Origin of the sequence: Pseudohaliea sp. (genome assembly GCF_040217025.1) — a bacterium.
Taxonomy (GTDB): Bacteria; Pseudomonadota; Gammaproteobacteria; order Pseudomonadales; family Halieaceae; genus Pseudohaliea.
In genome coordinates, this window is the sequence record NZ_JAVJOA010000010.1 from 394808 (window position 1) to 420444 (window position 25637).

Here is a 25637-nt window from a genome sequence, read left to right on the forward strand (position 1 = left end):
AACGACGATGGCGAAAGACACGGCCCGACACCTGCTGGTGATCGAGGATGACAAGGGGCTGCAGAGCCAGCTACGCTGGGCCTTCGACGGCTACGAGGTGGTCGTCGCCGGCGAGCGCACCGAGGGGATCGCCGCCCTGCGCCGCTACCAGCCCGGCGTTGTCCTCCTGGACCTGGGGCTGCCGCCGGACCCGGGCGGGGTCACCGAGGGGCTGGCAGCGCTGGCCGAAATCCTCAGCCTGGCACCGGAGACCAAGGTCATCGTGGTCACCGGCGACAACGACCGCGCCAATGCGGTGAAAGCCGTTGCCGGCGGCGCCTACGACTTTCACCAGAAGCCGGCCGATCCGGAACTGCTCTCGCTCCTCGTCGACCGGGCGCAGCACGTCTACGAGCTGGAGGTGGAAAACCGGCGCCTGCAGCGCAGCGAGGAGAACATGCCGTTGGCGGGCATCATCGCCACCAGCCCGGAAATGCTCAAGGTCTGCCGCACCGTGGAGAAGATCGCGTCCACGGACATCACCACCCTGCTCCTCGGCGCCTCGGGCACCGGCAAGGAGCGCTTCGCCCGGGCGCTGCACGAGCTGAGCCCGCGCGCCAAAGGCAAGCTGATCGCCATCAACTGCGCCGCCATCCCCGAGAACCTGCTGGAGAGCGAGCTGTTCGGCTATGAGAAGGGCGCCTTCACCGGCGCGAGCCAGACGACCCCCGGCAAGATCGAGTACGCCGACGGCGGCACCCTGTTCCTCGACGAGATCGGCGACCTGCCGCACGAACTGCAGGCCAAGCTGCTGCGCTTCCTGCAGGAACGGGTCGTTGAGCGCGTAGGCGGGCGCAAGGAGATTCCCGTGGATACCCGGGTAGTCTGCGCGACCCACCAGGACCTGGCGCAGCACATCGCCGACGGGCGGTTCCGCGAGGACCTTTACTACCGGGTCAGCGAGATGACCATCCGCATCCCCGCGCTGGCCGAGCGCACCGGGGACGCGCTCGTCCTTGCCAAGGCTTTCCTCGCCCGCTTCGCCGGCGAGCACGGAACGCCCGTGAAGGGCTTCGACCAGGGCGCCATGAACGCCATCGAGCACTACAGCTGGCCCGGCAACGTCCGGGAACTGGAGAGCCGGGTGAAGCGGGCCGTGATCATGGCCGAGGGGAGCCAGGTGACCGCCGAGGACCTCGAACTTGCCGACCTCTCGGAAAGCGGCGGCGAGGAGCTGCCGCTGAACCTGCGCCAGGTGCGCGAGACCGCCGAGCAGCAGGCGATCATCCGCGCCATGGGCTACGCCGGCGGCAATATCTCCGAGGCGGCGACGCTGCTCGGCATCACCCGGCCCACGCTCTACAGTATGCTCGAAAAGTACGGCATGAAGTAGGCGCCGCGGGCACTCTCAAACGCTGCCCCGCACCAGCGACGCAAGCAACTCCTCCGCCCGGCGATCGACCGCAGCAACGATCTGCCCGGCCACCGCCCTGAAGGTCTCCCCGTCCGCGAAATAGGGATCGGGGATGTCTCCAGCGGGGTCGAGCAGCGATAGCTGCGGCAATTCGCCACCGGCCAGCTCGGCAAGTTCGTCAGCGTGGCTCTGCTCCATGACCAGGATGCGGTCCGCCCGGGCCAGCAGCGCCCCCGTCGCCTGCCGGGCGCGGATTCGCGGCAGGAGCGCCCCGAGCTCCGCGAGCAGGGGCCTGAGCCGCGGGTCCGGCGCCCGTCCCGGCGCCGCGACCCGGGTGCCCGCCGAGGAGACCGCGATGCGGCGCCCCGCCGGCACCCGGCCGAGGCGGTCGCGCAGGAGCGCTTCGGCCAGGGGCGAGCGGCAGACGTTGGCCGTGCAGACGATGAGCACGCGGAGCCTGGGTGGCTGGAGCAGGCCTAGCAACGCCGCCCTTCCTTCATGGCTGCACTGGCAGCATTCAGGGGGCCAGGCTATCGAGGAGGACGTGCAGGTAGCGCACCGGGATGGCGTAACTGATCCCCGACGGACGCTCAAGCACCGCCTCCCGTGATTCCTTCACGAACACGCTGTTGACCACGCCGATCACTTTGCCGGTATTGGCGAGGTAGACCGGGCTGCCGCTGTTGCCGGGATAGGCGACAGCGTCGAGCTGGAACACGTTGAAGGGTTCGCGGCGCCCCCGCAGCTGCGCCGGCGACAGGTCGCGGGCGCTGTCCGCGACGCGGGCCATGGGGGTGATGGCGGACACGATCCCGCGGTGGGTCACCGGGAACAGGCCCAGCACCGCGCCGATGGGAAAGCCCGTGAACGCCACCTCGTCACCCTCGCGCACGCCGCTGCCGTCACCCAGGGGCAGGGTAGCGAGGGGCTCGCCCTCGATCTGCAGCAGGGCGAGGTCGTGCGCCGGGTCGCGCGCGACCACGCGCGCCTCGCGCACCCGCGCCTCGCGGCCGCGGCCGGCGAACACCGCGAGCACCTGCCGGTTCTCGTAGTCGAGCAGCTCGGGCAGCACATGGCTGTTGGTGACCACCAGCCGGCCGTCACCCACGGCGAAGCCGGTGCCGCGCAGCTGGTTGGGCCGCTCGCCGCCGATCGGCTGCCGCGGCGGGTAGGCGGTGCCGACGCCGACGACCGCGGGTCGGACGCGGTCGATGACATCGGCCAGGCTCGCGGCCCAGCCCGGCGGGCTGAGCAGGAACAGGAGGACGAGGGCGACGCAGGCACGCATGGCGGTGTCCCGGGGGATGGAGTTCACAATTTCCACATCTGCTGCCACATCGGCGCTTGTCTGCGAACGACGCGGCGCCGACACTAGTCGCCAGACCTTAGCTTCATGGAGCCGTCGGCGCAATCCGCCCGGGCGCAGACACCGAATGATCGAGCAGCTACACCACCTGGTAGAGGAGCAGGCGCGCCGGCAGCCGGCGGCGCCCGCGCTGCTGTTCCGCGACCAGGTCCTGAACTACGCCGCGCTCAACGACGCGATACACGCGGCCGCCCACGGTTTTCTGCGGAATGGCCTGGAGGCCGGCGACCGGGTCGCGGTCTACCTCCCCAAGCAGCCGGAGACGGTCATCGCCCTGTTCGGGGCCAGCGCCGCCGGCGGCGCTTTCGTGCCGGTCAACCCGGCGCTCAAGCCCGCGCAGGTCGCCTATATCCTGGCGCACTGTGCGGTGCGCTGCCTGGCCACCTCGCGGCAGCGCTGGCAGGCACTGCGCGATGCGGTCGGGGAATGCCCGGCACTGCAGGCCGTGCTGCTCGTGGACGAGCCCGACGCCACCGAGGCGGACCCCCGGGTTCAGGGCTGGCCCCGCCTGCTGGACGCCCCGCCCGCGGAACCGCACCGCCGCATCGACCGGGACGTCGCGGCAATCCTGTACACGTCGGGAAGCACCGGCAAGCCGAAGGGGGTGGTGCTGTCGCACCGCAACCTCGTCGCCGGCGCCGAGAGCGTGAGCAGCTACCTGGCCAACGTGCCCGAAGACCGGATCCTGGCCGTGCTGCCGCTGAGCTTCGACGCCGGCCTGTCACAGCTGACCACCGCCTTCCGCGCCGGCGCCTCGGTGGTACTCATGGACTACCTGCTGCCGAAAGACGTGCTGCGCGCCCTGGTGCGCCACCGCTGCACCGGCCTCGCCGCCGTGCCGCCACTGTGGAACCAGCTCGTCCAGCTCGACTGGCCGGAGGAGGTCGCCGGAACGCTGCGCTACGTGACCAATACCGGGGGCGCCATGCCCGTGGCCACCACCCGGCGCCTGCAGGCCCTGCTGCCGTCGACGGACATCTTCCTCATGTACGGGCTGACGGAGGCCTTCCGCTCCACCTACCTGCCGCCGTCGGAGCTCGACCGGCGCCCCGAGTCCATCGGCAAGGCGATCCCGAACGCGGAAATCCTGGTCGTCGACGCCAACGGCAACCCTTGCGCGCCCGGCGAACCCGGCGAGTTGGTACATCGCGGCGCCCTGGTGGCGCTCGGCTACTGGAACGACCCGGAGAAAACCGCCGAGCGCTTCCGGCCGTGCCCCGGGCAGGACCCGGCACTGCCCGTGCCCGAGCTCGCGGTCTGGTCCGGGGACCAGGTCACCCGCGACGAGGAGGGCTACCTCTACTTCGTCGCCCGCAAGGACGACATGATCAAGACCTCCGGCTACCGGGTCAGCCCGACGGAGGTCGAGGAAGTCGCCTACGAGAGTGGCCTGGTGGCGGGCGCGGCGGCCCTCGGGCTGCCCCACGCCATGCTCGGCCAGGCCATCCTGCTGGTGGTCACGGCGGCGCCCGGCGCCGCGGCCGGCCTCGAGAAAGCCCTGGCCGGGCGCTTCCGGCAGGCGCTGCCCAACTTCATGCAGCCGCAGGCCATCGTGGTCCGCGACGCCCTGCCGCACAACCAGAACGGCAAGATCGACCGGCGCGCCCTCGCCGAGGAGTACCGCGACCGGTTCCTGGAGGAGGCCTCGTGACCCAGCCGTCACCCCAAAAACGGGCAAAGCCCGCACACCCGCCGCAGACCCGGTTCCCGGTGGTCGACAACACGCTGCAGGTCGGCGGTGAACCGGTCACGGCGCTGGCAGAGCGCGCCGGCGGCCGCGCCTTCTACGCCTATGACGGGGCGCTGATGCGCGAGCGGGTCACCGCGCTGCGGGCGGTGCTGCCGGCAGGGGTAGAGTTGCATTATGCAATGAAGGCGAACCCGTTGCAGGCCGTGGTCAACCACCTGGCCGCGCTCACCGACGGCCTCGACGTCGCCTCGGCCCGGGAGCTGGCGACCGCCCTGGCCAGCGGCACGGACCCGCTGGACATCAGCTTCGCGGGGCCTGGCAAGTCCGAGGAGGACCTCGCCGCGGCCGTGGCGGCCGGAGTGATCATCATTCTCGAGTCGCCCACCGAGCTGGAGCGCGTCGCGGCCCTGGCGGCGGGCGCGCCGGTCGCGCCCCGGGTGGCCGTGCGCGTGAACCCCGACTTCGAGCTCAAGGCCTCGGGCATGAAGATGGGCGGCGGCCCCAAGCCCTTCGGCATCGACGCGGAGCAGGTGCCCGGGGTACTGGCCCGCATCGGCGAGCTGCCGTTGGACTTCCGCGGGCTGCACATCTTTTCCGGCTCGCAGAACCTGCGCCCGGAGGCGCTGATCGAGGCCCACGACCGCACCGCGGAGCTGGCCCTGCGCCTGGCTGCGGCGGCGCCGGCACCCGTGCGCTGGCTGAACATCGGCGGCGGCCTCGGCGTGCCCTATTTCCCGGGGGAACAGCCCCTCGATCTCGGCCCGGTCATGGCCAACCTGGCCCGGCGGGTCCAGGAACTGCGGGGGGCCCTACCGGAGGCGGCGATCGTCATGGAACTGGGCCGCTACCTGGTCGCCGAGGCGGGCGTCTACGTGGCCCGCGTCACCGATCGCAAGGTCTCCCGGGGCCAGGTCTTCCTGGTCACCAACGGCGGCCTGCACCACCACCTCGCCCTGTCCGGCAATTTCGGCCAGGTCATCCGCAAGAACTACCCCGTGTGTATCGGCAACCGGGTGGAAAGCGAGGATCGGGAGCCCGTCACCATCGTAGGGCCCCTGTGCACCCCCATGGATCTGCTGGCGGAGCGCATGGAGCTGCCCCGTGCCGACATCGGCGACCTGGTCGTCGTGTTCCAGAGCGGCGCTTACGGCTTCAGCGCAAGCCCCCACGGCTTCCTCAGCCACCCCGAGCCACTGGAATTTTTCCTTACGGGCTGATCGCTGCGATGCGTGTCACAAATTTTGACACGCACCATGCAATGTCACAGTGACCTGCTATGTTTACTAGCCGGGCTGAATGAACGGCAGAGCAGCTTTTGCAGCCCGCTCGCATTTAATACGAACAGTGTCGGGCCCGATCCCGGCGCAGGAGCAATAACCATGAACGCCGGCACCCTCCTCGGCACGGCGCGGGTCTTCAATCACCATATCCACGTCGCCTACTACTGGCTCGCGTTCGTGGATGCCGTGCTTTTCTTCGGCGCGTGCTATCTCGCCTCCTATCTCTATTTCCTGCCCGAGCCCCAGCTGCTCCCCAGCCACCTGGAGACGCTGCCGCTGCGCGCCGGGACCTTCACCGTCATGACCAGCGCCGCCCTGTTCTCCATGGGCCTCTACCAGCCGCGGCTCCGGGAAGGGCCGAACGGCATCCTGCTGCGCACGCTCGGCGCCTTCGCGATGATGACCCTGGCCATGGCCGCCCTGTTCTACTTCCTGCCGGCCCTGCACCTCTGGCGCGGCGTGTTCGTCTATGCCGGCACCATGTCACTCATCGCCTGCCTGGCGACGCGGTCGCTGTTCACCCGCACCGTGGAACTCGACGCCTTCAAGCGGCTCGTGCTGGTGCTCGGCTCCGGCGAGACCGCCAAGCAGGTCATCGACCGCATGCGCCGCAAGAGCGACCGGCGCGGTTTCAGGATCCACGGCTTCCTGCGCTTCAGCGGCGAAGAGACCGCGGTCGACTCGGGCAAGGTCTTCACCCTGGACCGGCCGCTGTCGGACTATGTTCGCGACAACGACGTCCAGCAGCTGGTGGTCGCCCTCGACGACCGCCGCGAGTTCCTCCCCGGCGAGGAGCTCATGCGCTGCCGCACCATGGGCGTCGACGTGGTCGATATCCTCGACTTTTTCGAGCAGGAGGCCGGGAAGATTCTCGTAAACCACGCCCAGCCGGAGTGGTTCATCTTTTCCCAGGGGTTCCGCAATGGGAATCTCTACGCGATCTTCAAGCGCGCCTTCGACGTCGGCGCGGCGTTTTTCCTGCTCATGCTGGCCTGGCCGTTCATGCTGGCGACCGTGCTCGCCATCTGGTGGGAGGACGGCATCGGCGCGCCGGTGATCTTCCGGCAGCGCAGGGTCGGCCTCGACGGCCGGATCTTCGAGGTCAAGAAGTTCCGCAGCATGACCGTGGACGCGGAGGGCGACGGCAAGGCCCGCTGGGCGACCCCCGGCGATGCCCGGGTCACCCGCGTCGGCGCCGTCATCCGCAAGCTGCGCATCGACGAGCTGCCGCAGATCACCAACGTGCTTGCGGGCGACATGGCCTTCGTCGGGCCGCGGCCCGAGCGCCCGGAGTTCGTCCGCGAGCTGGCCGAGCAGATTCCCTTCTTCGACAAGCGCCACTGCGTGAAGCCCGGCATCACCGGCTGGGCCCAGCTGAATTATCCTTACGGCGCCTCCGTGAATGACGCCCGCTGCAAGCTCGAGTTCGACCTCTACTACGTCAAGAACCAGAGCCTGTTCCTCGACTTCCTGATCCTCCTGCAGACCGCCGAGGTGATCCTCTTCGGCAAGGGCGCACGCTGAGGGCCTTCTGCCTGCCCCGAAAGGGGCAGGCCGTGTCACCAAACTTTACGTTTTTTCGCACCCGCGGCGGTTGTTCGCGGGTTCACGCTTTTGTAACCTTCGTTTAACGGAAGAAACATGCAGCTGGCCTGCATCTTGCTCTTCGATGACCAGCACCCCCCTGAAGCAATCGGGAGAGCAATACCCTGATGGACGCGATCCTCTCGGTCGTCAGCATTCTAGGCCTCGGCGCTCTCATCATTTCCGTGTACATCTTTGCGGTTGCCGCGCGGCGCTTCGTGAGCGACGACGATTACGAGGAATTCGCAGCGCGTGCGGACTGGGTGGAGCGCTCCGGCCAGGACCGGCGCCAGAACAGACGGCCTGTGCTGTTTCCGATCACCATCGACGGTGAGCTGATCACCGAAGACCGGCGCCAGGGCCGCGACCGCCGCCAGCGGCGCGCCGCGTGACCGCCCGGCCGGGCAGGAATGGCGCGTGGATGCCGGCCTCGCGCTGATCCTCATCGCCGCCGCGGTCTCGCTGGGGCTTGCCCTCTACGTCCTCTACGCCGCCATCGACCAGTCCCTCACCGGCCGCATGCGGCAGCTGCCGCTGCCAAGGCTGGGGCGGGGCCGCAAGGCGCTCTACCGCAGCGGCCTGGACCGGCGGCGCAACAACGACTCGATCGTGTTCCCGGCAAAGATCAACGGCAAGCTGATCCGCGAGGACCGGCGCAAGGGCGAGCGCCGGAGAACCCGCCGGTGATGCCCTTGACTTGCCCAGCGCAAGTGGTGAAAATTCGCAGCCCTGCCCGAGGGGGCAGCTTCAGAATGTACTATGGCTACGTAGCTCAGTTGGTTAGAGCACAGCATTCATAATGCTGGGGTCGCTGGTTCAAGTCCAGCCGTAGCTACCAATCCCCCCGTATCGACCGGAATTGCTGGCCCCTTCTCTGCGCTTCAGGCTTCACCACCAACCACGGTATCCTTTCGCCTGTGACATCCTGCCAGGGTGTCACCAATCTTTACACCACGCGTCCATGCAACTTGCCGACTGACGCTAACTCTCTGTTTTCATTAAGCTTTTGTCATGGGAGCGTTCCTTGCACGTTCTTTGCATGGCGCTCCTGCACACATGAAAAGCATGGTAGGCACGGACGCCCCCCCTGGGGCGAAGGCTGCACGCCTGGAACAGGGCTTGTGAAGACGGTCACAGAAGACCGCGATATCTTTGCCGCCAGCTACCGGCTGGGCTAAGGTGCCGGAGGGATACCACAGGGGCGCCCGCGAAGAAGCGCGGCACTCCCGGGAGCGATGTAATGAGAGACGTGGAATCGCACGACCAGATAGTTGATGGGGAGCAGGCCGGCGCGGGACAGCAGCCGGAAGCCTCCCGCCGCGCGTTCGCGCTGAAGGCCGCGATGGGCGCGGCGGCGGTAGCAACGCTCGCCAACCGGCCCGCCTGGGGACAGGATCCCGAGGTTTTGCAGTGTGTCTCAGCAACGACCTGGGCTTCCTTCAACATGGGCGACTTTTCCTCGTTGACCGGCGGCGTCAGGACGGCGCAGGACCTGCAGGCGCGCGCAGACGGCGATGACAGCCTCGAGATCATCGACATCGACAACCAGGCCTGCCTCGTTCGGCAACCACCGCAGGATCCAGAACCACTGGCGTTGCAGCAATCCGGCATTGGCAAGAAGCCCAAGAAGGAAAAGAAGAAGGACTGGAAGGACTAGCGGTTCGGTTCCTTGAACAACCAATGGGCCCTCACGGGCCCCGACCCCCCCCTGCTGTACGACCCGGGCGAGGACACCGTAGTTTGTTACAACCCGGCAAGTGGTGACACCTATCGTCTGTCCCGCCCTGCCGCCACCCTCCTCTCACAGCTTTCACAGCATCCCGCCTCATTGGATAGCCTCGAGCAACAACTGGCGGCTTCCGCTGGAGCCGCTGGTAGCGAGGGGCAGTCCGTGGACGTCAGCGCACTGCTCGAGGAAATGGAAGCCCTGGGCCTCATCCGCCGCGCCCACTAGTTGCGGGTTTCCCCACGGGCGCTGAGTCCGGCGGTATACTCCCGCCATGGCACCCGCCCTCGACCAGGCCCTGCGTATCGGCCCGTACACCTACCGTATCCGCAGTGAGTTGCCGGAGCTGGCCGCGCCCGTGGCCTCTCTCTACGGCACTTTCCCGAAGGCCGACTCTGGCAGCTACATCGATTTCGATGTGAGCCTCTCGCCGGTCCGCCGACGCCCGGGCGGACCGGCGCGCGCGATCTTCCGCTTCGATCACCGTGACCATTTTGCACCCGTGGAGCGGCGCCACGCCTTCGCGACCCTGGAATGGGGTATGAACTGGTGCGTCAGCGTGCATTGCAACGAGTACCTCAAGCTCCACGCCGGTGTGGTGGCCACGGAAACAGGCGCCATAGTGCTCCCCGGTGTGCCCGGTGCGGGCAAGAGTACGCTCTGTGCACTGCTCGGGCTGAACGGCTGGCGGGTCCTGTCTGACGAGCACGCGCTGGTAACCCCCGGCACGAAGGAGGTCACGCCCATCTACCGCCCCATCAGCCTCAAGAACGAGAGCATTACTCTCATCGAAACACTGCATGGCGACGCGATCTTCGGGCCACCCATCGTGGACACGCACAAGGGCACGGTGTCGCACCTGAAAGCGGACCAGCACCCCGATACGTTTGACCCTGCGCCGGTCACCGTGCGCGCGATCGTGTTTCCTCAATATCGTGCCGACGGCGAGCAGCAACTCGCTCGCCGCAGCAAGACCAGCAGCTTCCTGACCGCGGCCTACCACGCGTTCAACTACAGCCTGCTCGGCACCGCGGGCTTCGAGGCAATGCGGACCCTGATCGACGGCACTCCCTGCTATGACCTCCAGTACCGGGACCCGGCCTGGGCGCTGCGCGCGTTCGACTACCTCGCACGTGGAGACGCCGACGCGTGACACCGGTGCTGCTGGAGGCCCTGCGGCAACCCCGGTCCGCAGCCAGTCTTTCGACGGCGGCGCTGACATTGCTGGTGGCGCAGGCGAGGACCACGAACCTGCTGGCCGCGCTCGGGCTTCGCCTCGAGGCAGCGGGTGTACTCGAGGACCTTGCCCCGGAAGCCCGGCGCCATTTCAGGTCGGCAGTGCTGGCGCAGGAGAAACAGCAACGGGACCTCGCCTACGAACTGTCCCACCTCGCCCGCGTCTTCAATGCCCTCGGCGAGCCGCTCGTTCTGCTGAAGGGCGCCGCCTACATCGCGGCCGGCCTGGACTGCAGCCGCGGCCGCCTGATCTCCGATATCGACCTGCTGGTGACGGAAGCGTCCATCGACCGTGCAGAGCGCTCCCTGCAAAGCGCCGGCTGGGAGGGCGTCAAGCAGGATACCTACGACGACCGCTATTACCGTCGCTGGATGCACGAGATTCCGCCCCTCGTACATCGATCGCGGGGCTCGGTGCTGGATGTTCACCACACGATTCTCCCGCCCACGGCCGGTCCCCGGTTGCCGGCGGAGCGCCTGTTCGAGGAACTGCAGCCGATCGTGCCCGGAGTCCAAGGGCTCGGTGCGGAAGACATGGTCCTGCACAGCGCAGCACACCTCTTTTACGAGAGCGAATTCCCCCATGCCCTCCGGGACCTCTGGGACCAGCGGTGCCTGCTTCTGCAGTTCTCTGAGCAGATTCCCGATTTCTGGGACCGCCTGGCAGCGCGCGCCGGCATAATGGACCTGGAAACCCCGCTCTGGCTAAGCCTGCGCTACGTCGACATGCACTTTGCCATCAGTCCGCCGCCGGAAGTCCTCGCTCGACTGCGGCCGAAGGCCGCCGCCCTGCGGTCCGTGTGGTGGGACTTCTTGTTTCGGCGGATCTTCCGTCCGGACCACCCGTCCACCCGGCTACGCTTTCACGCCACCGCCGAGCAGCTACTGTTCGTCCGCGGGCATGCGCTGCGCATGCCGCCCTGGCTCCTGCTCCCGCACCTGGCGCGAAAAGGCTTGCGCCGCCTGGGGCCGGCGACCGAGGGCGCATGACAGGAGAGATCCCGCTGCTGTGGGGCAGGCGGGCTGAAACCGAACACCGCTCGCGCCGTCAGCACGGCGGCGCTCTACCCACGGTGTCGATCAAGACTGCTATCCTGTGCGCCGCCGACCGCTATGCTGCGGACTACACTCTGGAGGGCTACGCATGAAGACACGGGTCCTCACCGTCGACCCCGAACACCCCACCCCTGAAGCCCTCGCCGAGGCCGGCCACATCCTCCGCGCCGGCGGCCTGGTCGCCTTCCCCACGGAGACGGTCTACGGCCTCGGGGCGAACGCCCTGGATGCGGACGCCCTGGGGCGGATCTACGCGGCAAAGGAGCGTCCGGCCAACGATCCGATCATCGCCCACATCGCCCGCATCGAGCAGCTGGACCAGCTGGCCCGCGACATCCCGCCGGCGGCGCGTGCGCTCGCCGAGGCCTTCTGGCCCGGCGCCCTCACCCTGGTGCTGAAGCGCGCCCCCGGGGTCCCGGACACCATCGCCGCCGGCCGGGACACGGTGGCCGTGCGCATGCCGGCCCATCCGCTGGCGCGAGCGCTGCTGCAGGCCGTGGACCTGCCGATCGGTGCGCCCAGCGCCAACACCTTCACCCGGCCCTCGGCGACCACGGCGGCGCACGTGCTCGAGGACCTGGACGGGCGCATCGACCTGGTGCTGGACGGCGGGCCCACGCCCATCGGCGTGGAGTCCACGGTGCTCGACCTCACCGGGCCCGCGCCCGTGGTCCTGCGCCCCGGCGGCGTGACGCTCGAGGACCTGCAGGCGGTGCTGCCGGAGACCACCCTGGCGCCGCGCTACCTCGCGGAGGACGCCGGAACGGATGCGCCCGGGCAGCTGCTCAAGCATTATTCGCCGCGGGCTAGGGTGCTGCTGTTCACCGGCAGCCGGGCGGCAACCCTGACGCGGATGCAGGAAGAAGTACAGCGGCTCGCGGCGCAGCGGCTCGCCGTGGGGCTGCTGCTGGCCGCGGAAGATGCCGAGGCCTTCGCCGAACAGGGCTTGACCAACAGGGCGGCGGTCGAGGTACTCGGCGGCGAGGATGACCACGCTGCGATCAGCCGGCGGCTGTTCGAGGCGCTGCGCGCGCTGGACCGCCGGGGCATGGATACCATTCTGGTACGGGACTTCGGCCGCGAAGGCCTGGGCGCGGCGCTCTGGGACCGCCTGCTGCGCGCGGCGGAGGGGCGAGTGGTCGACGTCGACCGCTGAACAGGCCAATTCTGGCTGTCTCAACCTGGCGTTTCCAGTCAGGCTTTAACCGGCCGTGCAGTCCGAGAGCCTGAGCGGAAGCGGCCGGTTAACCGCCGGCAGGCAGCAGCCGCGGTGCTCACCTCGCGGCGGTGCCAACCCCCATCTGAATCAACGCCGCTGGTACAGCCCCACGTGCACGTAGGGCGCGCTCGCCGGCTCGCCTTCCGGCACCTGCGCGGGCGCCCGGTGCGGGTTGGGCGCGAGGCGCTGGAGGTAGCGGGCGATGGCAACGGCATCCTCCTCCGCGAGCCGGGCATAGCTCTGCCAGGGCATCACCGGCAGCGCGCGGCCGCCGTGACGGCTCATGCCCTCGCGCAGCAGGCGCGCGATGTCCTCCTCGCTCCAGTTGCCCAGGCCGGCCGTGGGGTGCGGCGTGAGGTTCGGGGGATAGACCACCGCCGGGTAGCGGACCCGCATCGGGTCCGAGATGGCGATGCCCACCTGCGAGCCCGCGAGCGCGCGGGCCTCTTCCGGTGCGCCGATGAGCGCGCCGTCCGTGTGGCAGCTGGCGCAGCCGAGCAGGTTGACGAGGTAGCGGCCGCGCTGGACCACCGGGTCGTCGCCGTCCCGAGCCGGCGCCGGGGCGGCGACCACCAGGGCGTTCTCGACCGGTTCGAAGTCCTCGAAGGGGTCCGCAGCCAGTGCAGGAAGGACTGCGGGAAACACCGCGGCAAGCAGGCACAAACCGAGCCGGCGCATGGGCGCTCTCCTCAACTGTTTACGTTAACGCTACTTTAGCGGCTGCCGCCGGGCGCTGCCACAGCGCCTCTTGCAAAAGTCACCGGTCAGAAGTCGATACTGTCGTAGCGGCCGGGGATTTCCGCCTCGATACCGAGTTCCCCGCGGATCCGTGCGGCCAGCGCCTTTTGTGCGCCGGCCTCGCCGTGGACCAGCACGGTCTGCGGCGCCGGGTCGAAGGCGCCGAGCCAGGAGACGAGACCGCTCTGCCCCGCGTGCGCGGAAAGCCCGCCCAGCGTTGCCACCCTGGCCTTGACCACGAACTCGTCGCCGAACATGCGGATGGGGCTGACGCCGTCGACGATCAGGCGTCCCAGCGTCCCCTCGGCCTGGAAGCCGACGAAGACCACGGTATTGCGCGCATCCCAGATGCGGTGCTTGAAGTGGTGACGGATCCGCCCGCCGGTGCACATGCCGCTGCCGGCGATGATCAGCGCACCGCGGTCGATGCGGTTGATCGCCATGGAGGCATCCGTATCCTCCGTCAGGCGCAGCGTCGGCAGGAACGTCTCCAGGGAGCGCCGGTGCGGCTCGCTCAGGGACCGCACGTCGTCCTCGTCGAGGAGCTTCAGCCAGTGGTCGTAGACCCGGGTCACGGCGATGGCCATGGGGCTGTCGAGGAAGACCTGCCAGGGGTCCAGCTCGCCCGCCGAGTAAAGACGACCCAGGTGGAAGAGGATCTCCTGTGCCCGGCCCACGGCGAAGCTCGGCATCATCACGTTGCCACCGCGGCGCCAGGTCTCGTGGAGCACATCGCGCAGTTCCGTCAGCGTGTCCTCCTCGGTCTTGTGCTCGCGGTCGCCGTAGGTGCTCTCGAGGAGCACGAGGTCTGCCTCTGCCAGCCGCTCGGGCTCGCGCATGAGCACCGAGTCATGCTTGCCGAGGTCGCCGGAGAAGACCAGGCGGCGCGGCCCGTCCTCTTCCTCGAAGGACAGCTCGCAGATCGCCGAGCCGAGAATATGCCCGGCGTCGTGAAAGCGGAGCGTGCCCGCCCGCTCCAGGGCAACGGGCTCCCGGTAGCGGTGACCCGCGCAGGCCTGCAGCACCGCCGCCACGTCGTCCCACGCGTAGGCCGCCGGCTCCTCGGGACGGCCGCGGCGCGCATTGCGCAGGTTGGCGCGCTCCAGGTCCCGGAAGTACAGCCCGGCCGCATCCTTGAGCATGACTTCGAGCAGTTCCGCGGTTGCCGCCGTGCAGTGGATGAGCCCGCGAAAACCCTGGTGGTAGAGCCTCGGCAGCAGCCCCGAGTGGTCGAGGTGCGCGTGGGACAGGACCACCGCATCGATCGCGGCGGGGTCGAAGCCGAAGTCGCCGTCGTTGCGGTCCACGGCGTCACCGCCCTGGTGCATGCCGCAGTCGAGCAGCACGCGGCCCACGGCCGGCGCCTCGAGCAGGTGGCAGGAGCCGGTCACCTCGCGGGCGGCCCCGTAGAAGGTCAGGCGGGCCATGGCGGCTCTCCCGCTAAAGGTTCGATGGTCAAAGGCAACGGGCTCTTCGCCGGGTCACGTCAGCGGCGGGAGGAGACGATCGGGCGCATGAGCTGCTGGTTGTTTTCGAGCGGGATCCCCGGCTGCAGCGGTGGGTGCACCGGGTGCGGGCGCACCGGCGGCCGGGGCCGCCAGGGCGGGCGGTAGCCGGGCCAGCCGTAGAGCGGCGCCGCGGGGACGACCAGCGTACGCGGCACCGGTTCGGGCTCTGGCTCTGGCGCGGGCTGCCGCGCAGCCGCAAGCTCGGCGCGCTGGCTCTCCCGGGCGCGCCGGTCGGCCGCCATGCGGTCCGTGGTCTCGCGCATGGCCTCGAGGCGCTCCTCCAGCACGACGGGGTCGGCCGGCGGCGGCACGTCGATCGACAGTACCTCGGCGGGCCCGTCCGCCGGGGGCTGGTCGCTGAAAGTCACATTGCCCTGCGCGTCCACGGTCCGATAGACGGTGGTCGGCTCCGCCTGCGCGCCGGGCAGGCAGGGAATCAGGCAACAGGCAAGGCAGAGGGCGCGCAGCATCCCCGGAGTATAGGTCACCCGCCCCGCCACTGCCTCAGGGCCCGCGGCACTCACCGTCGCAGCTGCAATGGACGTTCGGGGCGTCGCGCGCCGGGTCGATGACGCCGGCCAGCCAGTCCACGGCGCGCACGCCGGCCGTCTCGCGGGTGTACAGCTCATCGTAGCGCAGCAGCGTGTGGAACTCGCCGCCGGCGACATAGCTGCGCAGGTAGGGCAGGTCCGCGTGCAGGTCGTCGAGGTTGGCATCGAGAACGGGCAGCAGCTCTGCCGGGTGACCGAGAAGCGCCAGGAACTGCTCCTGAACGGCATCGTAGGCGTTGTCGTAGCTGTGGAAGCGGATCCCCGGCGCGGCAGCGGCGGCGAGGCGGTGCAGATCGGTGATCCTGAGGCTGTCGCTGCTGACGCCGGCGGTGTCGAGCACGGCGGGCAGGGCCGGGATCACCCCCCAGGACTCCCAGAGCACCGTCGGCGGCGGCAGGCGATAGCCGGCGCCGCCACCGCCGAGCTGGGTGATGCTGGCATCGGGGTAGCGCCCGGCCAGCACCGCGGCGTACACCGGGGAGGCCAGGGCACCGGCGCTGCCCCCGGCCACCACCACCTCCTTCGGCGCCGGGAAGCGTGCGTAGGCCTCGGCCAGGGCCGCCTCGGCATTCGCCCGGCCGGCATGGCGTATGACCACGTCGCCATCCTGGCCGGCATAGCGGGTCGTGGCGTCGCCGAGGTACACGTCCCCGGAGCAATAGCTGACGAACACCTGCGACCAGTCGCGGAAGGGGTTCTCCGGGTTATCGAGGTCGAAGGCCCCGCCGTACTCGCGCGGGTCGTTGCCGGAGCCCTCGCCGGCATGAACCCGGTAGGTCGGTTTGCCCGCCGGGTCGCAGGTGGCCGCATTCCAGCAGGCGCCGCCGCCGTTGAAGAACACCAGCAGGCGCGAAGCATCCGCCACCCGCACGTGGAAGCGATAGGGGCTGCCGTCCGCGCAGCCAGTGTCGCCCGCGCGCTCGATGGTCTGCCACGGGTTCCCCGTGCCAGCCGCCACCGCGGACGCACCGAGAGCGAACCCGGCGACGAGGCGGGCCAGCCGCCGCCGGGCGGCGCCGGCCCGCCTCGCGATCACTGCACCACCAGCTCGACGCGGCGGTTCTGCTCGCGACCGTCGCGGGTGTCGTTGCTGGCAACCGGCTCCGACTCGCCGCGGCCGGAGGCCACCAGCGCGTCGCCGTCGACACCCTGGGACACGAGATAATCGCGCACGGCTGCCGCGCGCCGCTCGGACAGCGTCTGGTTGTAGGCCTCGGGGCCGGAACTGTCGGTGTGGCCGATCACGCCGAGGGTAACGCTGCCGTGGGCCTTGACGATATCGACGATGCCGTCGAGGGCCCGCTTAGAGGCGGCGTCCAGCTCGGCGCTGTCGAAGGCGAAGTTCACCTCGTTCACCGTGAGCACGACCTCGTCCTTCACCGGGCAGCCGACGTCGTCGACGGTCACGCCGGACGGGGTGCGGGCACACTGGTCGCGGTAGTCCGGCACGCCGTCACCGTCGCTGTCGAGGGCACAGCCGCGCGCGTCGACCCGGGCGCCCGCGGGGGTGCCGGGGCAGTCGTCATTGTCGTCGATCACGCCGTCGCCGTCGCTGTCGGCCGGGGGCGGCGGCGGGGGCGGCGGCTCGGCCTCTTCGCACCAGAGCGCGGAGAAGCCGGCACCCACGGCGCCGCCGGGCAGGACGCCGGAGCCGCCGGAGATACCGCCACCGACGACACCACCGAGGGCGGTGACACCGACGATGCAGCGCTCGTATTCACGCTGCGTGAGGTTGGAGCAGGCGCCGAGCAGCAGGCAGAGCGGCAGGGCGATAAGGAGACGCTGGGAAGCGTTCATGAAGGACTCCTGGAACAGTCGATTGTTGTTGTCTGTGGACGCGGGTACCGCGTGCTTGAACCCCTACTTTGTAGCATAGTCCGGGGAACCTTGCCTACAGGCGGAGGCAGCGGGGCGGGGCGTGACCCACGCCACAAATCCGGACCGGGAACCTTGCCTGCACCGGGCGCCGGGGTACCATCCTGCCCATCACTCAGCGCAGGGTTTACCGTGGTCCCGTTCTTCCTGGCTCGCCAGCCGATCTTCGATCGCAACCTGCACATGCACGCCTACGAGCTGCTGTTCCGCGACTCGCCCCTCAATGCCAACAGTGGCGCCCTCGACGACGACGCGACCACCGCGCAGGTCATCAGCAACGCGGCGGAGGTCGGCTTCGAGCGCCTGACCCGGGGCCACCCGGCCTTCATCAACCTGCCGCAGCGCTTCCTCGAGGAGCCGGAGCTGATCCCCCTCGGCCCGGAACACGCGGTGCTCGAGATCCTCGAGACCGTGCAGCTCAACGATCGCGCCATCGCCGGGATCGAGGCGCTGCGGGCGCGCGGCTTCACCCTCGCCCTGGACGATTTCGTCACCGGCCACGCCTTCGACCGCATCCTCGATCTCGTCGATATCGTCAAGCTCGACATCCTGGCGCTGCCGGAGTCCGAGTGGGCCGCGGCAATCGAACGCCTGCGCGGTCACGGCTGCAAGCTGCTGGCGGAGAAGGTGGAAACCCGCGAGGCTTTCCACACGCTCCGCGACCTGGGGGTCGACTACTTCCAGGGCTATTTCTTCGCCCGGCCCCGCGTGATCAGCGGCCGGCAGCTGCAGCCGGCGCAGATCAACCTCGTGCAGGCGCTCGCCCGCCTCAACGACCCGGAGAGTTCGGTCGACGAGATTCACGAGCTGGTGAGCCGGGACGTCGCCCTCAGCGTGAGAGCGCTGACCCACGTCAATTCCGCCGCCTACGCGCTCAACCGGCGGGTCGAATCCATCCGCGAGGCAATCGTCTACCTGGGCCGCGACCGCATCCGCCGCTGGGTCTCCCTGTTCGTGCTGGCGAGCGCGGGGAGCAAACCCGACGAGCGCATGACGCTCGCCCTGCAGCGGGCCAAGCTCTGCGAACTCATTGCCACCCACGGCGGCCGGCAAGACGCGGACGCCTGCTTCACCGTGGGCCTGTTCTCAATGCTGGATACGCTGCTCGACACGCCGCTGCCGGAGGTCATCCGGCACATGAGCCTGAGCGGCGAGATGGCGGCGGCGCTGCTTTCCGAAAGCGGCGGCAGCGGCGCCGTCCTCGCCTGCGCCCGGCGCCTGGAGAGCGGCGATACGGCGCGGCTCGCCTGCCTGGGCCTGGCCGCCGGGGACCTCGGCGAACTCCTCACCGAGGCGATCTGCTGGACCGACGACTCGCTGCGCGAGCTGGGGCTCGACTAGCGCCGGCGCGCCGCGAAGAACTTGTCGAGCTCCACGGCCAGCAGGGGCGGGAGCCAGCTGAGGAGGATCAGCGGCCACCACTCCGCCGGAAACTCCGCCGTCCGGAACAGCGACTCGGCCGCGGGCACAAGGGTCGGCACGAAGCGGATCGCGATGCTGAGGGCCACCCCGCCAAGGAGCCAGGGATTGCTGAAGGGCGAGAAGGTGAACAGAGAGCGCTCCACGGAGCGGGCCGAGAACACGTAGCCGAAGTGGGCGAGGAGAATGCCCCAGAAGGCGGCGGTCTGGGCCTGGGTCAGCAGGAGCGGATCCACCAGCTCACCGTCGACCATCGCCGCGCTGCCGAAGTGGTAGTAGAGCAGGAAGCCCGGCAACGCGATCGCCGAGCCGACGAAGATCAAGCGGCGCAGGAACAGCCCGTCGATGATCTCTGCCTTTGCCGACCGCGGCGGCGCGTCGAGCAACCCGCGCTCCTTCTGCTCCATCATCAGCGGCATGGTCAGCAGCACCGAATCCAGCAGGTTGATCCAGAGGATCTGCACTGGCTCGAGCACGAAGCGCGTGGCGAACAAAGGCACCTGCGCCGCGAGCAGGATCGCCCCCATGATCAGCAGGCCCTGGGCTGCGTTGGTCGGCAGCGTGTAGAGAATCGCCTTGCGCAGGTTGTTCCAGGCGTGGCGACCCTCCTCCACCGCGGCGACGATGGTGGCGAAGTTGTCATCCTCGAGCACCATGTCCGAGGCCTCCTTGGCGACTTCCGTGCCGCCCTGCCCCATGGCCACCCCGATATCCGCGGTCTTCAGCGCCGGGGCGTCGTTGACGCCGTCGCCGGTCATGGCGACGATATGGCCGTTGGCCTGCAGGGCTTCGGCGATCGCCTGCTTGTGCTCCGGGGCGACACGGGCGAAGACGGACACCCGCTCTACCGTCTCGCGCAGCGCCGCCTCGTCGAGGTGGTTGAGGTCCACACCGGTCAGCGCCTCGTGGGCGTCGATGCCGAGCTGGCCGGCCACCGCGCGCGCCGTTTCCGGGTGGTCGCCGGTGATCATCACGGTGCGGATCCCCGCCCGGCGGCAGGCGGCCACCGCCTGCACCGCCGCCTCCCGCGGCGGGTCGATCATGCCCTGAAGGCCGAGGAACACCATGTCCTTGAGGTCGTGGGTACCTAGTTCATCCCGGTCATCGGCCACCGGCAGGCAGGCAAAGGCCAGGGTGCGCAGGGCATCGCCGGCGAACTCGTGCGCCTTTTCCAGTGCCGCCTCGCGGTTGAGCGCCCGGGTACCGCCGGCGGCATCGAGCTCGGTCGCGCACATGGCCAGGACCACCTCCGGCGCGCCCTTGAGCAGGACCTGGCGCCGGCTCCCCTCTTCCACCAGCACGGCCTGGTACTTGGTGGAGGAATCGAAGGGCAGCTCCACCAGCCGCTTCACGGCGCCGTCGCTGATGCCTCCCTTGATGCCGGAAACGCGCAGTGCAATTTCCGTCGGGTCGCCGCTGACGTTGCCCCCGTGCACGTGCGCATTGTTGCAGTGATAGCCGGTGGAAAGCAGCCTGCCGAGGGCGTGCTCGGCGGCCTCGTCCACGGGCACCTCGAGCTCGAAGCCGCCGCGCTGGCCCAGCGCGTCCCCGGTCACCCGGTAGACGATCCCGCCGGCCAGCACCCGCGTCACCGTCATCCGGTTCTCCGTCAGCGTGCCGGTCTTGTCGGAGCAGATCACCGAGGTGGCGCCCAGGGTTTCCGCCGCGGGCAGGCGCCGGATGAGGGCCTTCTTGTTGGCCATGACGATTGCGGCGAGGGCGAGGATCGAGGTGATCAGCGCAGGCAGCATGGCCGGGATCGTGGCCACCACGAGCGACACGGCGCCGAGGAAGCTGTAGCTGAGCGGGAAGCCGAGGTAGAGGCCGTAGATGAAGTTGGCCAGCCCGACGATGGGGATGGCGATGGTCAGGCCGCGCACGAAGTTCGCGATCTTGCGCTGCAGCGGCGAGGGCCGGACCTCAGCGCTGCTCACCAGGTCGGCGATGCGGCCGAAGGCGGTCTCGCCGCCGGTGGCGCAGACCACCGCGTGGGCCGAGCCCAGGGTGATGTAGGTGCCGGAAAAACCCATGTTGCGCTGGTCGCCGGGCACCAGGTCATCGCCGCTAAGCGCATCCGCCACCTTCTTCACGGGCACGGATTCGCCGGTGAGCGCAGACTCGTCGGCGTGCAGGTTGCTGACCCGGGTGAAACGCAGGTCCGCGGGGATCTTGTCCCCGGCCTCGACCAGGACCACGTCCCCGGGGACGAGGTCGCGCGCGGCGATGGACTGCTCCACGCCGTCGCGGACCACCATGCACTCCTGCACCAGCATGCTGCGTAGCGCATCGAGGGCCCCCTCGGCCTTGCCCTCCTGCACGAAGCCGAGGATGGCATTGAGAAAGACCACACCGAAGATCACGATCGTGTCCGGCAGCATCTCGCTGCCAAAGGCTGTCAGGGTGCCGGTGAAAAGGCCGGTGGCGAGAAGGATGAGGACCATGGGGTCCTCGAACTGGCGCAGGAAGCGCACCCACGCCGGTGTCTTGCGGAAGGCGAGTTCGTTGGGGCCGTAGCGGTCGAGGCGCTCCGCGGCCTCGGCGGCGGCGAGGCCGCCGGACGCCGTCTCGAGTTCCGTGAAGACCGCATCGACGTCGAGCTGGTAAACGGGTTTCGCCATGGCCGGGACCTTACCTCCGTAGCATGACAGGCTGTTGAAACGACCCCGGGCCGGCCGGCGTCAGTCGCTGATACCGAGGCGCCCCAGGTTGACCGTCGCCGCATCGTAGTTGGCGCGGGCGATCCGCGTGCGGCGATAGGCATCAAAATAGCGTACCCGCGCATTCGCCGCCGTCTCCTCGCGGATGTTGACGAGGAAGAAATCGCTGGCGCCGCGCTCGAAGCGCGCGACCTCCGCCCGGCGCATGATCTCGGACTGGTCCACCTCGAGTGCAGCGAGCTCCATGAGACGCAGGGCGATATTGAGTTCGAGGAGGATGTTGCGCAGCTCGATCTCCACCTTGTCCTCGAGGCGCCGTCGCTCGGCGCGCAGCGCCTCGAGCTTCGCCTCCGCCTGGGACAGCTTGCCCCGGGCCGCCCGGCGCTCGAGGGGCACGGAGAAGGTGAGGCCGACGATCGCGTCGGTCTCGTCCCGGGAAACCCCGCCCTCGCCGATGTCGCCGAAGGGCTGCGACAGCTCGAAGTTGAGGTCAAGCTGCGGCATCAGCGCGTTCTCGGACAGCTCGACCTTGCGCACGGCGCGCTGCATGGCGGTCTGCAGGATACGCAGCTCCGGCCGCTTATCCAGCGTCGACGGGATATCCAGGGGCGGCGCCGCCGCCTTCTCCCGCGGCGTGACCACCTCCGGGTGCGGCAGGCGGGCCGGATCGGGAATCACGGGCAGGCCGCTGTCGTCGCGGAGGAAGAAGGCCAGCCGGTTGCCCGCGCGGAGAAAGTCGCGCTCGGCGGTGGTGACCAGCGTTTTCCGCCGGGTGATGTTCTGCGCGTTCTCGGTGAGGAAAATTTCCGCCCGGCGCCCGCTCTCGACCTCCCGCTCAAGGCCCTTCTCCCGGTCCAGGGCGATCGTGAGCAGGTTCTCGTAGATGTCGAGCTGCTGGCCGGCCGCCACCCACTCCCAGTAGGCCACGAGCGCCTGCTGCTGCACGCCGACCCGGGTGAGCAGGACCTCGAGGTCGGCCTGCTCAAGGGCCAGGCGGCTGTCGAACTCGCGGAAACGGCGCTCGTCGATGTCGCGGTCGCGCAGCAGGCTGAACAGGACCCCGAGCTTGAGATCGCCGCCCTCGTTGGTGAACAGCTCGTCCTGGTAGATCGGGAAGTCCCCGCGGGAGAGGCTGTAGCTGCTGTAGAGCTCGGCCCCCAGGGGACGCAGGGCGCGACTCACGCCACCCTCGGCATAGCGCCCGTCATAGAAGCCGTCGGCCCAGGTCGTGCTGTCACCCTTGAACACGAGGTCGAAGGCACCGAGGGCCTCGGTGACCTGGCCCTCGGCCGCACGGCGCTCGGCGATCGCCTTGAGGATCCCCGGGAAATGCTCGCCGGAGGCCCGCAGTACCTCCTCCGGTGTCAGCGGGCTGGTGACCTCGCCGTCTTCAGCGGCACGGGTACCGGCCGCCAGGGCCAGCAGCAGGATGAGCAGCCAGCGGCGCATCAGTTGCCCCCGCCGCCCTGCGCCTGGCCCGGGGATTCGCCGTTGACCGGGAAGTTCGGCGGGAAGTTGTTCAGCTGGCGCCAGATCTCGTAGCCGACCGACACGGTATCGAGGAGCACCCAGCCGCGGGCCTTGGAGCCGAAACGCACGAAACGCTGGTCCGGCCAGGGCGTCTGCCAGTCCTTGTCTTCCTCGACCAGGATGCGGAAGCGGCCATTGGCCTGAGCCGAGGCGTCGATGGCCACGACCCGGCCCGCGAACGTGCCCACCGCCTTCGACGGCCAGCCGCTCACCTGGATCACGGGCCAGCCCTCGAACTGGATCCGCACCGGGGCGCCGACGCGGGTGATGGCGACGTCGCGTCCGTCGATGTACAGCTCGAGAGCGCGCTCTACGTTGTCCGGCACGAAGGTCGCTATCACCTGCCCGGTCGAGACGAAGGTGGCGGCATCGCCGGCATTGACGCGGAGGATTGTGCCGTCGCGGGGCGCGCGCACGATCTGCACGGACTGCCGCGACAGCTTCACGTCGACCCGGCTGACTTCTGCGGCGGCCTGGGCCACGCGGGAGCGGAGCTCCTCCACGCGGATCCGCGCCTGCTCGAATTCCCGGCGCGCGGCGAGCCCCTGGTCGAAGAGCTCCTCCATGCGCCGGCGGTCGATCTCCGCGATCTCCAGGGCTGTCTCGGCCGCGCTCAGGTCGGCGACTACCTGCTGGCGCTCGCTGCGCAGCCGCTCGAGGAGCTGGGGATCGTTGTCGACGATGCGGACAATCGGGTCGCCGACGCTCACCCGGCTGCCGTCGCGTACGTACCATTCCTGGATTCGCCCGGAGACCAGTGCATTGATCTCCTGCAGCCGGTCGTTCGGGTTGAGCGCGGTGACCTTGCCCGGGCCGCTCGCCGTCTGTACCCAGGGGACGAAGGTGAGAAAGAGCACGATCAAGGTGATGAAGAAGATCAGGCTGAAGCCGATCGCCCGGGCCACCCGCGGCGTGCGGATACTGTTAAGGGTGGTGAACCTGTCCCCGTGGATATCGAAGTAGGGCATCTACGCGCCCTCCCCGCTGCGGCTCGGCTCCATGCCGTGGCCCTCGACGGGTTCGCGCAGGGTCAGGCGCTCGAAGTGCATCTCATCGCAGAGGCGCTCGTAGCTGTCGAACAGGCGCTGCTCCTCCCGGCCGAGGTGGAGATAGGCGCTGAAGGCGAAATCCGTGTGCTTGTTGGTGAAGTAGATCACCGTGGTGCCAGCGCTCGACTGCAGCAGGTCGAGCGACGCCTTGAGGTGGCGCTCGGGCACCGCGTCGAAGACCTGCGCAAGGACCAGCACGCGCGGTTGGGCAATAAGCGCCGCCGCCAGCTTGAGCTGCATGGTCTCGGTGATTGCGAGCGGCCAACCGGTGGCGACCAGCGGGGTATCCAGGCCCTCGGCGAGCTCGGTGACGGTCTTTTCCAGCCCGACCACGCGCATCGCGGTCATGACATCGATGCCTTCGTCGTCATCCGCGCTCAGGCGCAGGTAGTCGCGGATATCGATTTCCACCGCCGAGGGCCGGTCGAGGACGATGATCTCATGGCGGACCTCGTGGGCCTTCAGCGAGCGCAGGTCCTGGTCGCCTAGGGCGATATAGCCGTTCTCCGGCTCCTCGTGGCACTTCAGCAGCTCGGTAAACAGGCGCTGGGCCACGTGGCTGTCGGCGTAGGCGCCGACGCGGGCACCGGCCGGGAGGCGGCAGTCCAGCGCCACGGTGGCACCGCGGATGCTGGTGCGCACCGCCACGAAATCGAGACTGGCGCTGAGCGGCAGCCGGTGGATGGGCTCCTCCGGCCGCTCCTGCTCGATCTGCATGAACAGCGACAGCTCGTCCACTGCGGCGCAGAGGTAATAGAAATAGTTGAGATAGATACCGAGCTGGGAAATGCCGTAGAGCACCACGGAGAGCACCAGCTCGGCAGCCACCAGCTGGCCGAGGGAGAGCTGCCCCTGGATGACCAGCCAGCCGCCGAGGCCCAGCAGCGCCGCGCTGCCCGCCGCGTAGAGAAACAGGAAGCACAGCGTCTGCGAGAAGTGCTGGCGGAAAAGATGCCGGTGCTGCTCGATGTACTCACCGGTGAAGCGGTCCGTGCGCTCGAGCGCGTCGTCAATGTGCCGGGCGCTCTTGTAAAAGCCGTTGGACTTGGCCAGCCCCTCGAGCCAGGCCGCGGTGGTGTGTTTTCGGTGCGACAGCTCCACGGCGGAGCGGATGGCGCGGGGGCCCCAGATGAACCAGACCAGCCAGAGCAGCGCGATCACAACCAGGTTAAAGACCAGGAGGAACGGGTGGTAGAAGGACGTGAGGACGAAGCCCGCGGCGGCCTGCAGGATGATCGTGAAACCGCCGATCAGGATATCGGGCATGCGGATCATGACCTGGATGATGTCGAAGTAGCGGTTGAACAGCGGGCCCCGGCGCGTGTCCTCGAAGTGCGGGTTGCGTGCATAGAGGGCGCGAAGGGCGATATCCGACACCAGCCGTGCATAGAAGCGGCGGCCGAAGACATCCATGATGTAGATGCGCAGCGCCCGCAGGGTGCCCGCGATCAGCAGCAAACCGAACAGCGACAACGCCAATACGACCAGCGGCGTGGGCAGCCCGGTGGCCGCCACACTGTTCACCAGCATCTGCACCGACACGGGGGTGGCCACCGAGAGGATGCTGATGCCGATGCCGTAGAGAATCGTCAGCGTGTAGAAACGGTGCTCGGGGCCCAGGATCTGGACAAAATAACGGAACAGCGTCGTCAGCGATCGCGTATCGACGGTGGGTGACTCTGCCATGACGGATTTTCTGGCCTGCGGGGTTGTCTAGTATACGTCCAGCCGTGGCGAGGGGATGCCCGGCGCAGAAAAAA

At 68.9% G+C, this 25637-nt stretch carries 24 protein-coding genes and 1 tRNA gene; 14 read left to right on the plus strand and 11 right to left on the minus strand.

What is annotated here, in order from left to right; genetic code table 11:
* Window positions 1-7 precede the first annotated feature (7 nt).
* Window positions 8-1372: a PEP-CTERM-box response regulator transcription factor gene (gene prsR, locus RKE50_RS13190; protein WP_350037014.1), complete on the plus strand. Its 1365-nt coding sequence runs from the start codon at window positions 8-10 to the stop codon at window positions 1370-1372.
* A 15-nt stretch (window positions 1373-1387) separates the two neighbouring features.
* On the opposite strand, the gene RKE50_RS13195 is transcribed toward prsR, so the two are convergent.
* The gene (locus RKE50_RS13195; protein WP_350037016.1) at window positions 1388-1876 is read right to left on the minus strand and encodes an arsenate reductase/protein-tyrosine-phosphatase family protein; all 489 of its coding nucleotides are present in this window, start codon (window positions 1874-1876) and stop codon (window positions 1388-1390) included.
* 34 nt (window positions 1877-1910) lie between these two features.
* Complete coding sequence (locus tag RKE50_RS13200; RefSeq protein ID WP_350037018.1) at window positions 1911-2708, minus strand: S1C family serine protease; 798 nt, start codon at window positions 2706-2708, stop codon at window positions 1911-1913.
* Between the two features lie 118 nt (window positions 2709-2826).
* Here RKE50_RS13200 and RKE50_RS13205 point away from each other — a divergent pair, with 118 nt between their 5' ends.
* The 12 genes from RKE50_RS13205 (at window position 2827) to RKE50_RS13260 (ending at window position 12487) form a co-directional block, all read left to right on the plus strand.
* Window positions 2827-4410 carry an acyl-CoA ligase (AMP-forming), exosortase A system-associated gene (locus RKE50_RS13205; protein WP_350037020.1) on the plus strand — a complete coding sequence of 528 codons (1584 nt, stop codon included), beginning with the start codon at window positions 2827-2829 and terminating at the stop codon, window positions 4408-4410.
* Window positions 4407-5666, plus strand: a complete 1260-nt coding sequence (locus RKE50_RS13210; RefSeq protein WP_350037022.1) for a pyridoxal-dependent decarboxylase, exosortase A system-associated — start codon at window positions 4407-4409, stop codon at window positions 5664-5666. The genes RKE50_RS13205 and RKE50_RS13210 overlap by 4 nt, the downstream gene beginning before the upstream one ends.
* 162 nt (window positions 5667-5828) lie before the next feature.
* Entirely contained in the window at window positions 5829-7253 is a 1425-nt protein-coding gene (locus RKE50_RS13215) for a TIGR03013 family XrtA/PEP-CTERM system glycosyltransferase (RefSeq protein ID WP_350037024.1), read from the plus strand.
* Window positions 7254-7441: 188 nt separating this feature from the next.
* Entirely contained in the window at window positions 7442-7705 is a 264-nt protein-coding gene (locus tag RKE50_RS13220; protein WP_350037026.1) for a hypothetical protein, read from the plus strand.
* Between the two features lie 25 nt (window positions 7706-7730).
* Complete coding sequence (locus RKE50_RS13225; protein WP_350037028.1) at window positions 7731-8000, plus strand: hypothetical protein; 270 nt, start codon at window positions 7731-7733, stop codon at window positions 7998-8000.
* Between the two features lie 74 nt (window positions 8001-8074).
* Window positions 8075-8151, plus strand: a tRNA-Met gene (locus tag RKE50_RS13230).
* Between the two features lie 402 nt (window positions 8152-8553).
* Entirely contained in the window at window positions 8554-8970 is a 417-nt protein-coding gene (locus RKE50_RS13235) for a hypothetical protein (protein WP_350037030.1), read from the plus strand.
* Between the two features lie 12 nt (window positions 8971-8982).
* A complete protein-coding gene (locus tag RKE50_RS13240; protein WP_350037032.1) occupies window positions 8983-9267 on the plus strand; it encodes an HPr-rel-A system PqqD family peptide chaperone in 285 nt (94 codons plus the stop codon).
* A 46-nt stretch (window positions 9268-9313) separates the two neighbouring features.
* Window positions 9314-10192 carry an HprK-related kinase A gene (locus RKE50_RS13245; protein WP_350037034.1) on the plus strand — a complete coding sequence of 293 codons (879 nt, stop codon included), beginning with the start codon at window positions 9314-9316 and terminating at the stop codon, window positions 10190-10192.
* Window positions 10189-11265, plus strand: a complete 1077-nt coding sequence (locus tag RKE50_RS13250; RefSeq protein WP_350037036.1) for a nucleotidyltransferase domain-containing protein — start codon at window positions 10189-10191, stop codon at window positions 11263-11265. The genes RKE50_RS13245 and RKE50_RS13250 overlap by 4 nt, the downstream gene beginning before the upstream one ends.
* Entirely contained in the window at window positions 11262-11423 is a 162-nt protein-coding gene (locus RKE50_RS13255; protein ID WP_350037038.1) for a hypothetical protein, read from the plus strand. The genes RKE50_RS13250 and RKE50_RS13255 overlap by 4 nt, the downstream gene beginning before the upstream one ends.
* A complete protein-coding gene (locus RKE50_RS13260) occupies window positions 11420-12487 on the plus strand; it encodes an L-threonylcarbamoyladenylate synthase (protein ID WP_350037040.1) in 1068 nt (355 codons plus the stop codon). The genes RKE50_RS13255 and RKE50_RS13260 overlap by 4 nt, the downstream gene beginning before the upstream one ends.
* Window positions 12488-12637: 150 nt before the next feature.
* On the opposite strand, the gene RKE50_RS13265 is transcribed toward RKE50_RS13260, so the two are convergent.
* The 5 genes from RKE50_RS13265 to RKE50_RS13285 all read right to left on the minus strand — a co-directional run bounded on the left by RKE50_RS13265 (window position 12638) and on the right by RKE50_RS13285 (window position 17144).
* Entirely contained in the window at window positions 12638-13228 is a 591-nt protein-coding gene (locus RKE50_RS13265; protein ID WP_350037042.1) for a c-type cytochrome, read from the minus strand.
* 86 nt (window positions 13229-13314) lie between these two features.
* A complete protein-coding gene (locus RKE50_RS13270) occupies window positions 13315-14715 on the minus strand; it encodes an MBL fold metallo-hydrolase RNA specificity domain-containing protein (protein WP_350037044.1) in 1401 nt (466 codons plus the stop codon).
* Window positions 14716-14774: 59 nt separating this feature from the next.
* Complete coding sequence (locus RKE50_RS13275; protein WP_350037046.1) at window positions 14775-15284, minus strand: DUF4124 domain-containing protein; 510 nt, start codon at window positions 15282-15284, stop codon at window positions 14775-14777.
* Window positions 15285-15300: 16 nt separating this feature from the next.
* Complete coding sequence (locus RKE50_RS13280) at window positions 15301-16383, minus strand: pectin acetylesterase-family hydrolase (RefSeq protein WP_350037048.1); 1083 nt, start codon at window positions 16381-16383, stop codon at window positions 15301-15303.
* The gene (locus RKE50_RS13285) at window positions 16380-17144 is read right to left on the minus strand and encodes an OmpA family protein (RefSeq protein ID WP_350037050.1); all 765 of its coding nucleotides are present in this window, start codon (window positions 17142-17144) and stop codon (window positions 16380-16382) included. The genes RKE50_RS13280 and RKE50_RS13285 overlap by 4 nt, the downstream gene beginning before the upstream one ends.
* A 210-nt stretch (window positions 17145-17354) precedes the next feature.
* On the opposite strand from RKE50_RS13285, the gene RKE50_RS13290 reads away from it, so the two are divergent.
* Window positions 17355-18563, plus strand: coding sequence for an EAL and HDOD domain-containing protein (locus RKE50_RS13290; protein ID WP_350037052.1), 1209 nt, complete (start codon window positions 17355-17357; stop codon window positions 18561-18563).
* Here the strand turns inward: RKE50_RS13290 and RKE50_RS13295 are convergent.
* The 4 genes from RKE50_RS13295 to RKE50_RS13310 are packed head-to-tail and all read right to left on the minus strand — an operon-like array spanning window position 18560 to window position 25563.
* Window positions 18560-21259 carry a cation-translocating P-type ATPase gene (locus tag RKE50_RS13295; protein ID WP_350037054.1) on the minus strand — a complete coding sequence of 900 codons (2700 nt, stop codon included), beginning with the start codon at window positions 21257-21259 and terminating at the stop codon, window positions 18560-18562. The two genes, RKE50_RS13290 and RKE50_RS13295, sit on opposite strands and share 4 nt — an antisense overlap.
* A gap of 60 nt (window positions 21260-21319) precedes the next feature.
* Window positions 21320-22747 carry a TolC family protein gene (locus tag RKE50_RS13300; protein ID WP_350037056.1) on the minus strand — a complete coding sequence of 476 codons (1428 nt, stop codon included), beginning with the start codon at window positions 22745-22747 and terminating at the stop codon, window positions 21320-21322.
* The gene (locus RKE50_RS13305; protein WP_350037058.1) at window positions 22747-23796 is read right to left on the minus strand and encodes an efflux RND transporter periplasmic adaptor subunit; all 1050 of its coding nucleotides are present in this window, start codon (window positions 23794-23796) and stop codon (window positions 22747-22749) included. Before RKE50_RS13305 ends, RKE50_RS13300 begins: the two co-directional genes overlap by 1 nt.
* Window positions 23797-25563 (minus strand): ATP-binding cassette domain-containing protein, encoded by a 1767-nt coding sequence (locus RKE50_RS13310; protein WP_350037060.1) that lies wholly within the window; start codon window positions 25561-25563, stop codon window positions 23797-23799.
* Between the last annotated feature and the right edge of the window lie 74 nt (window positions 25564-25637).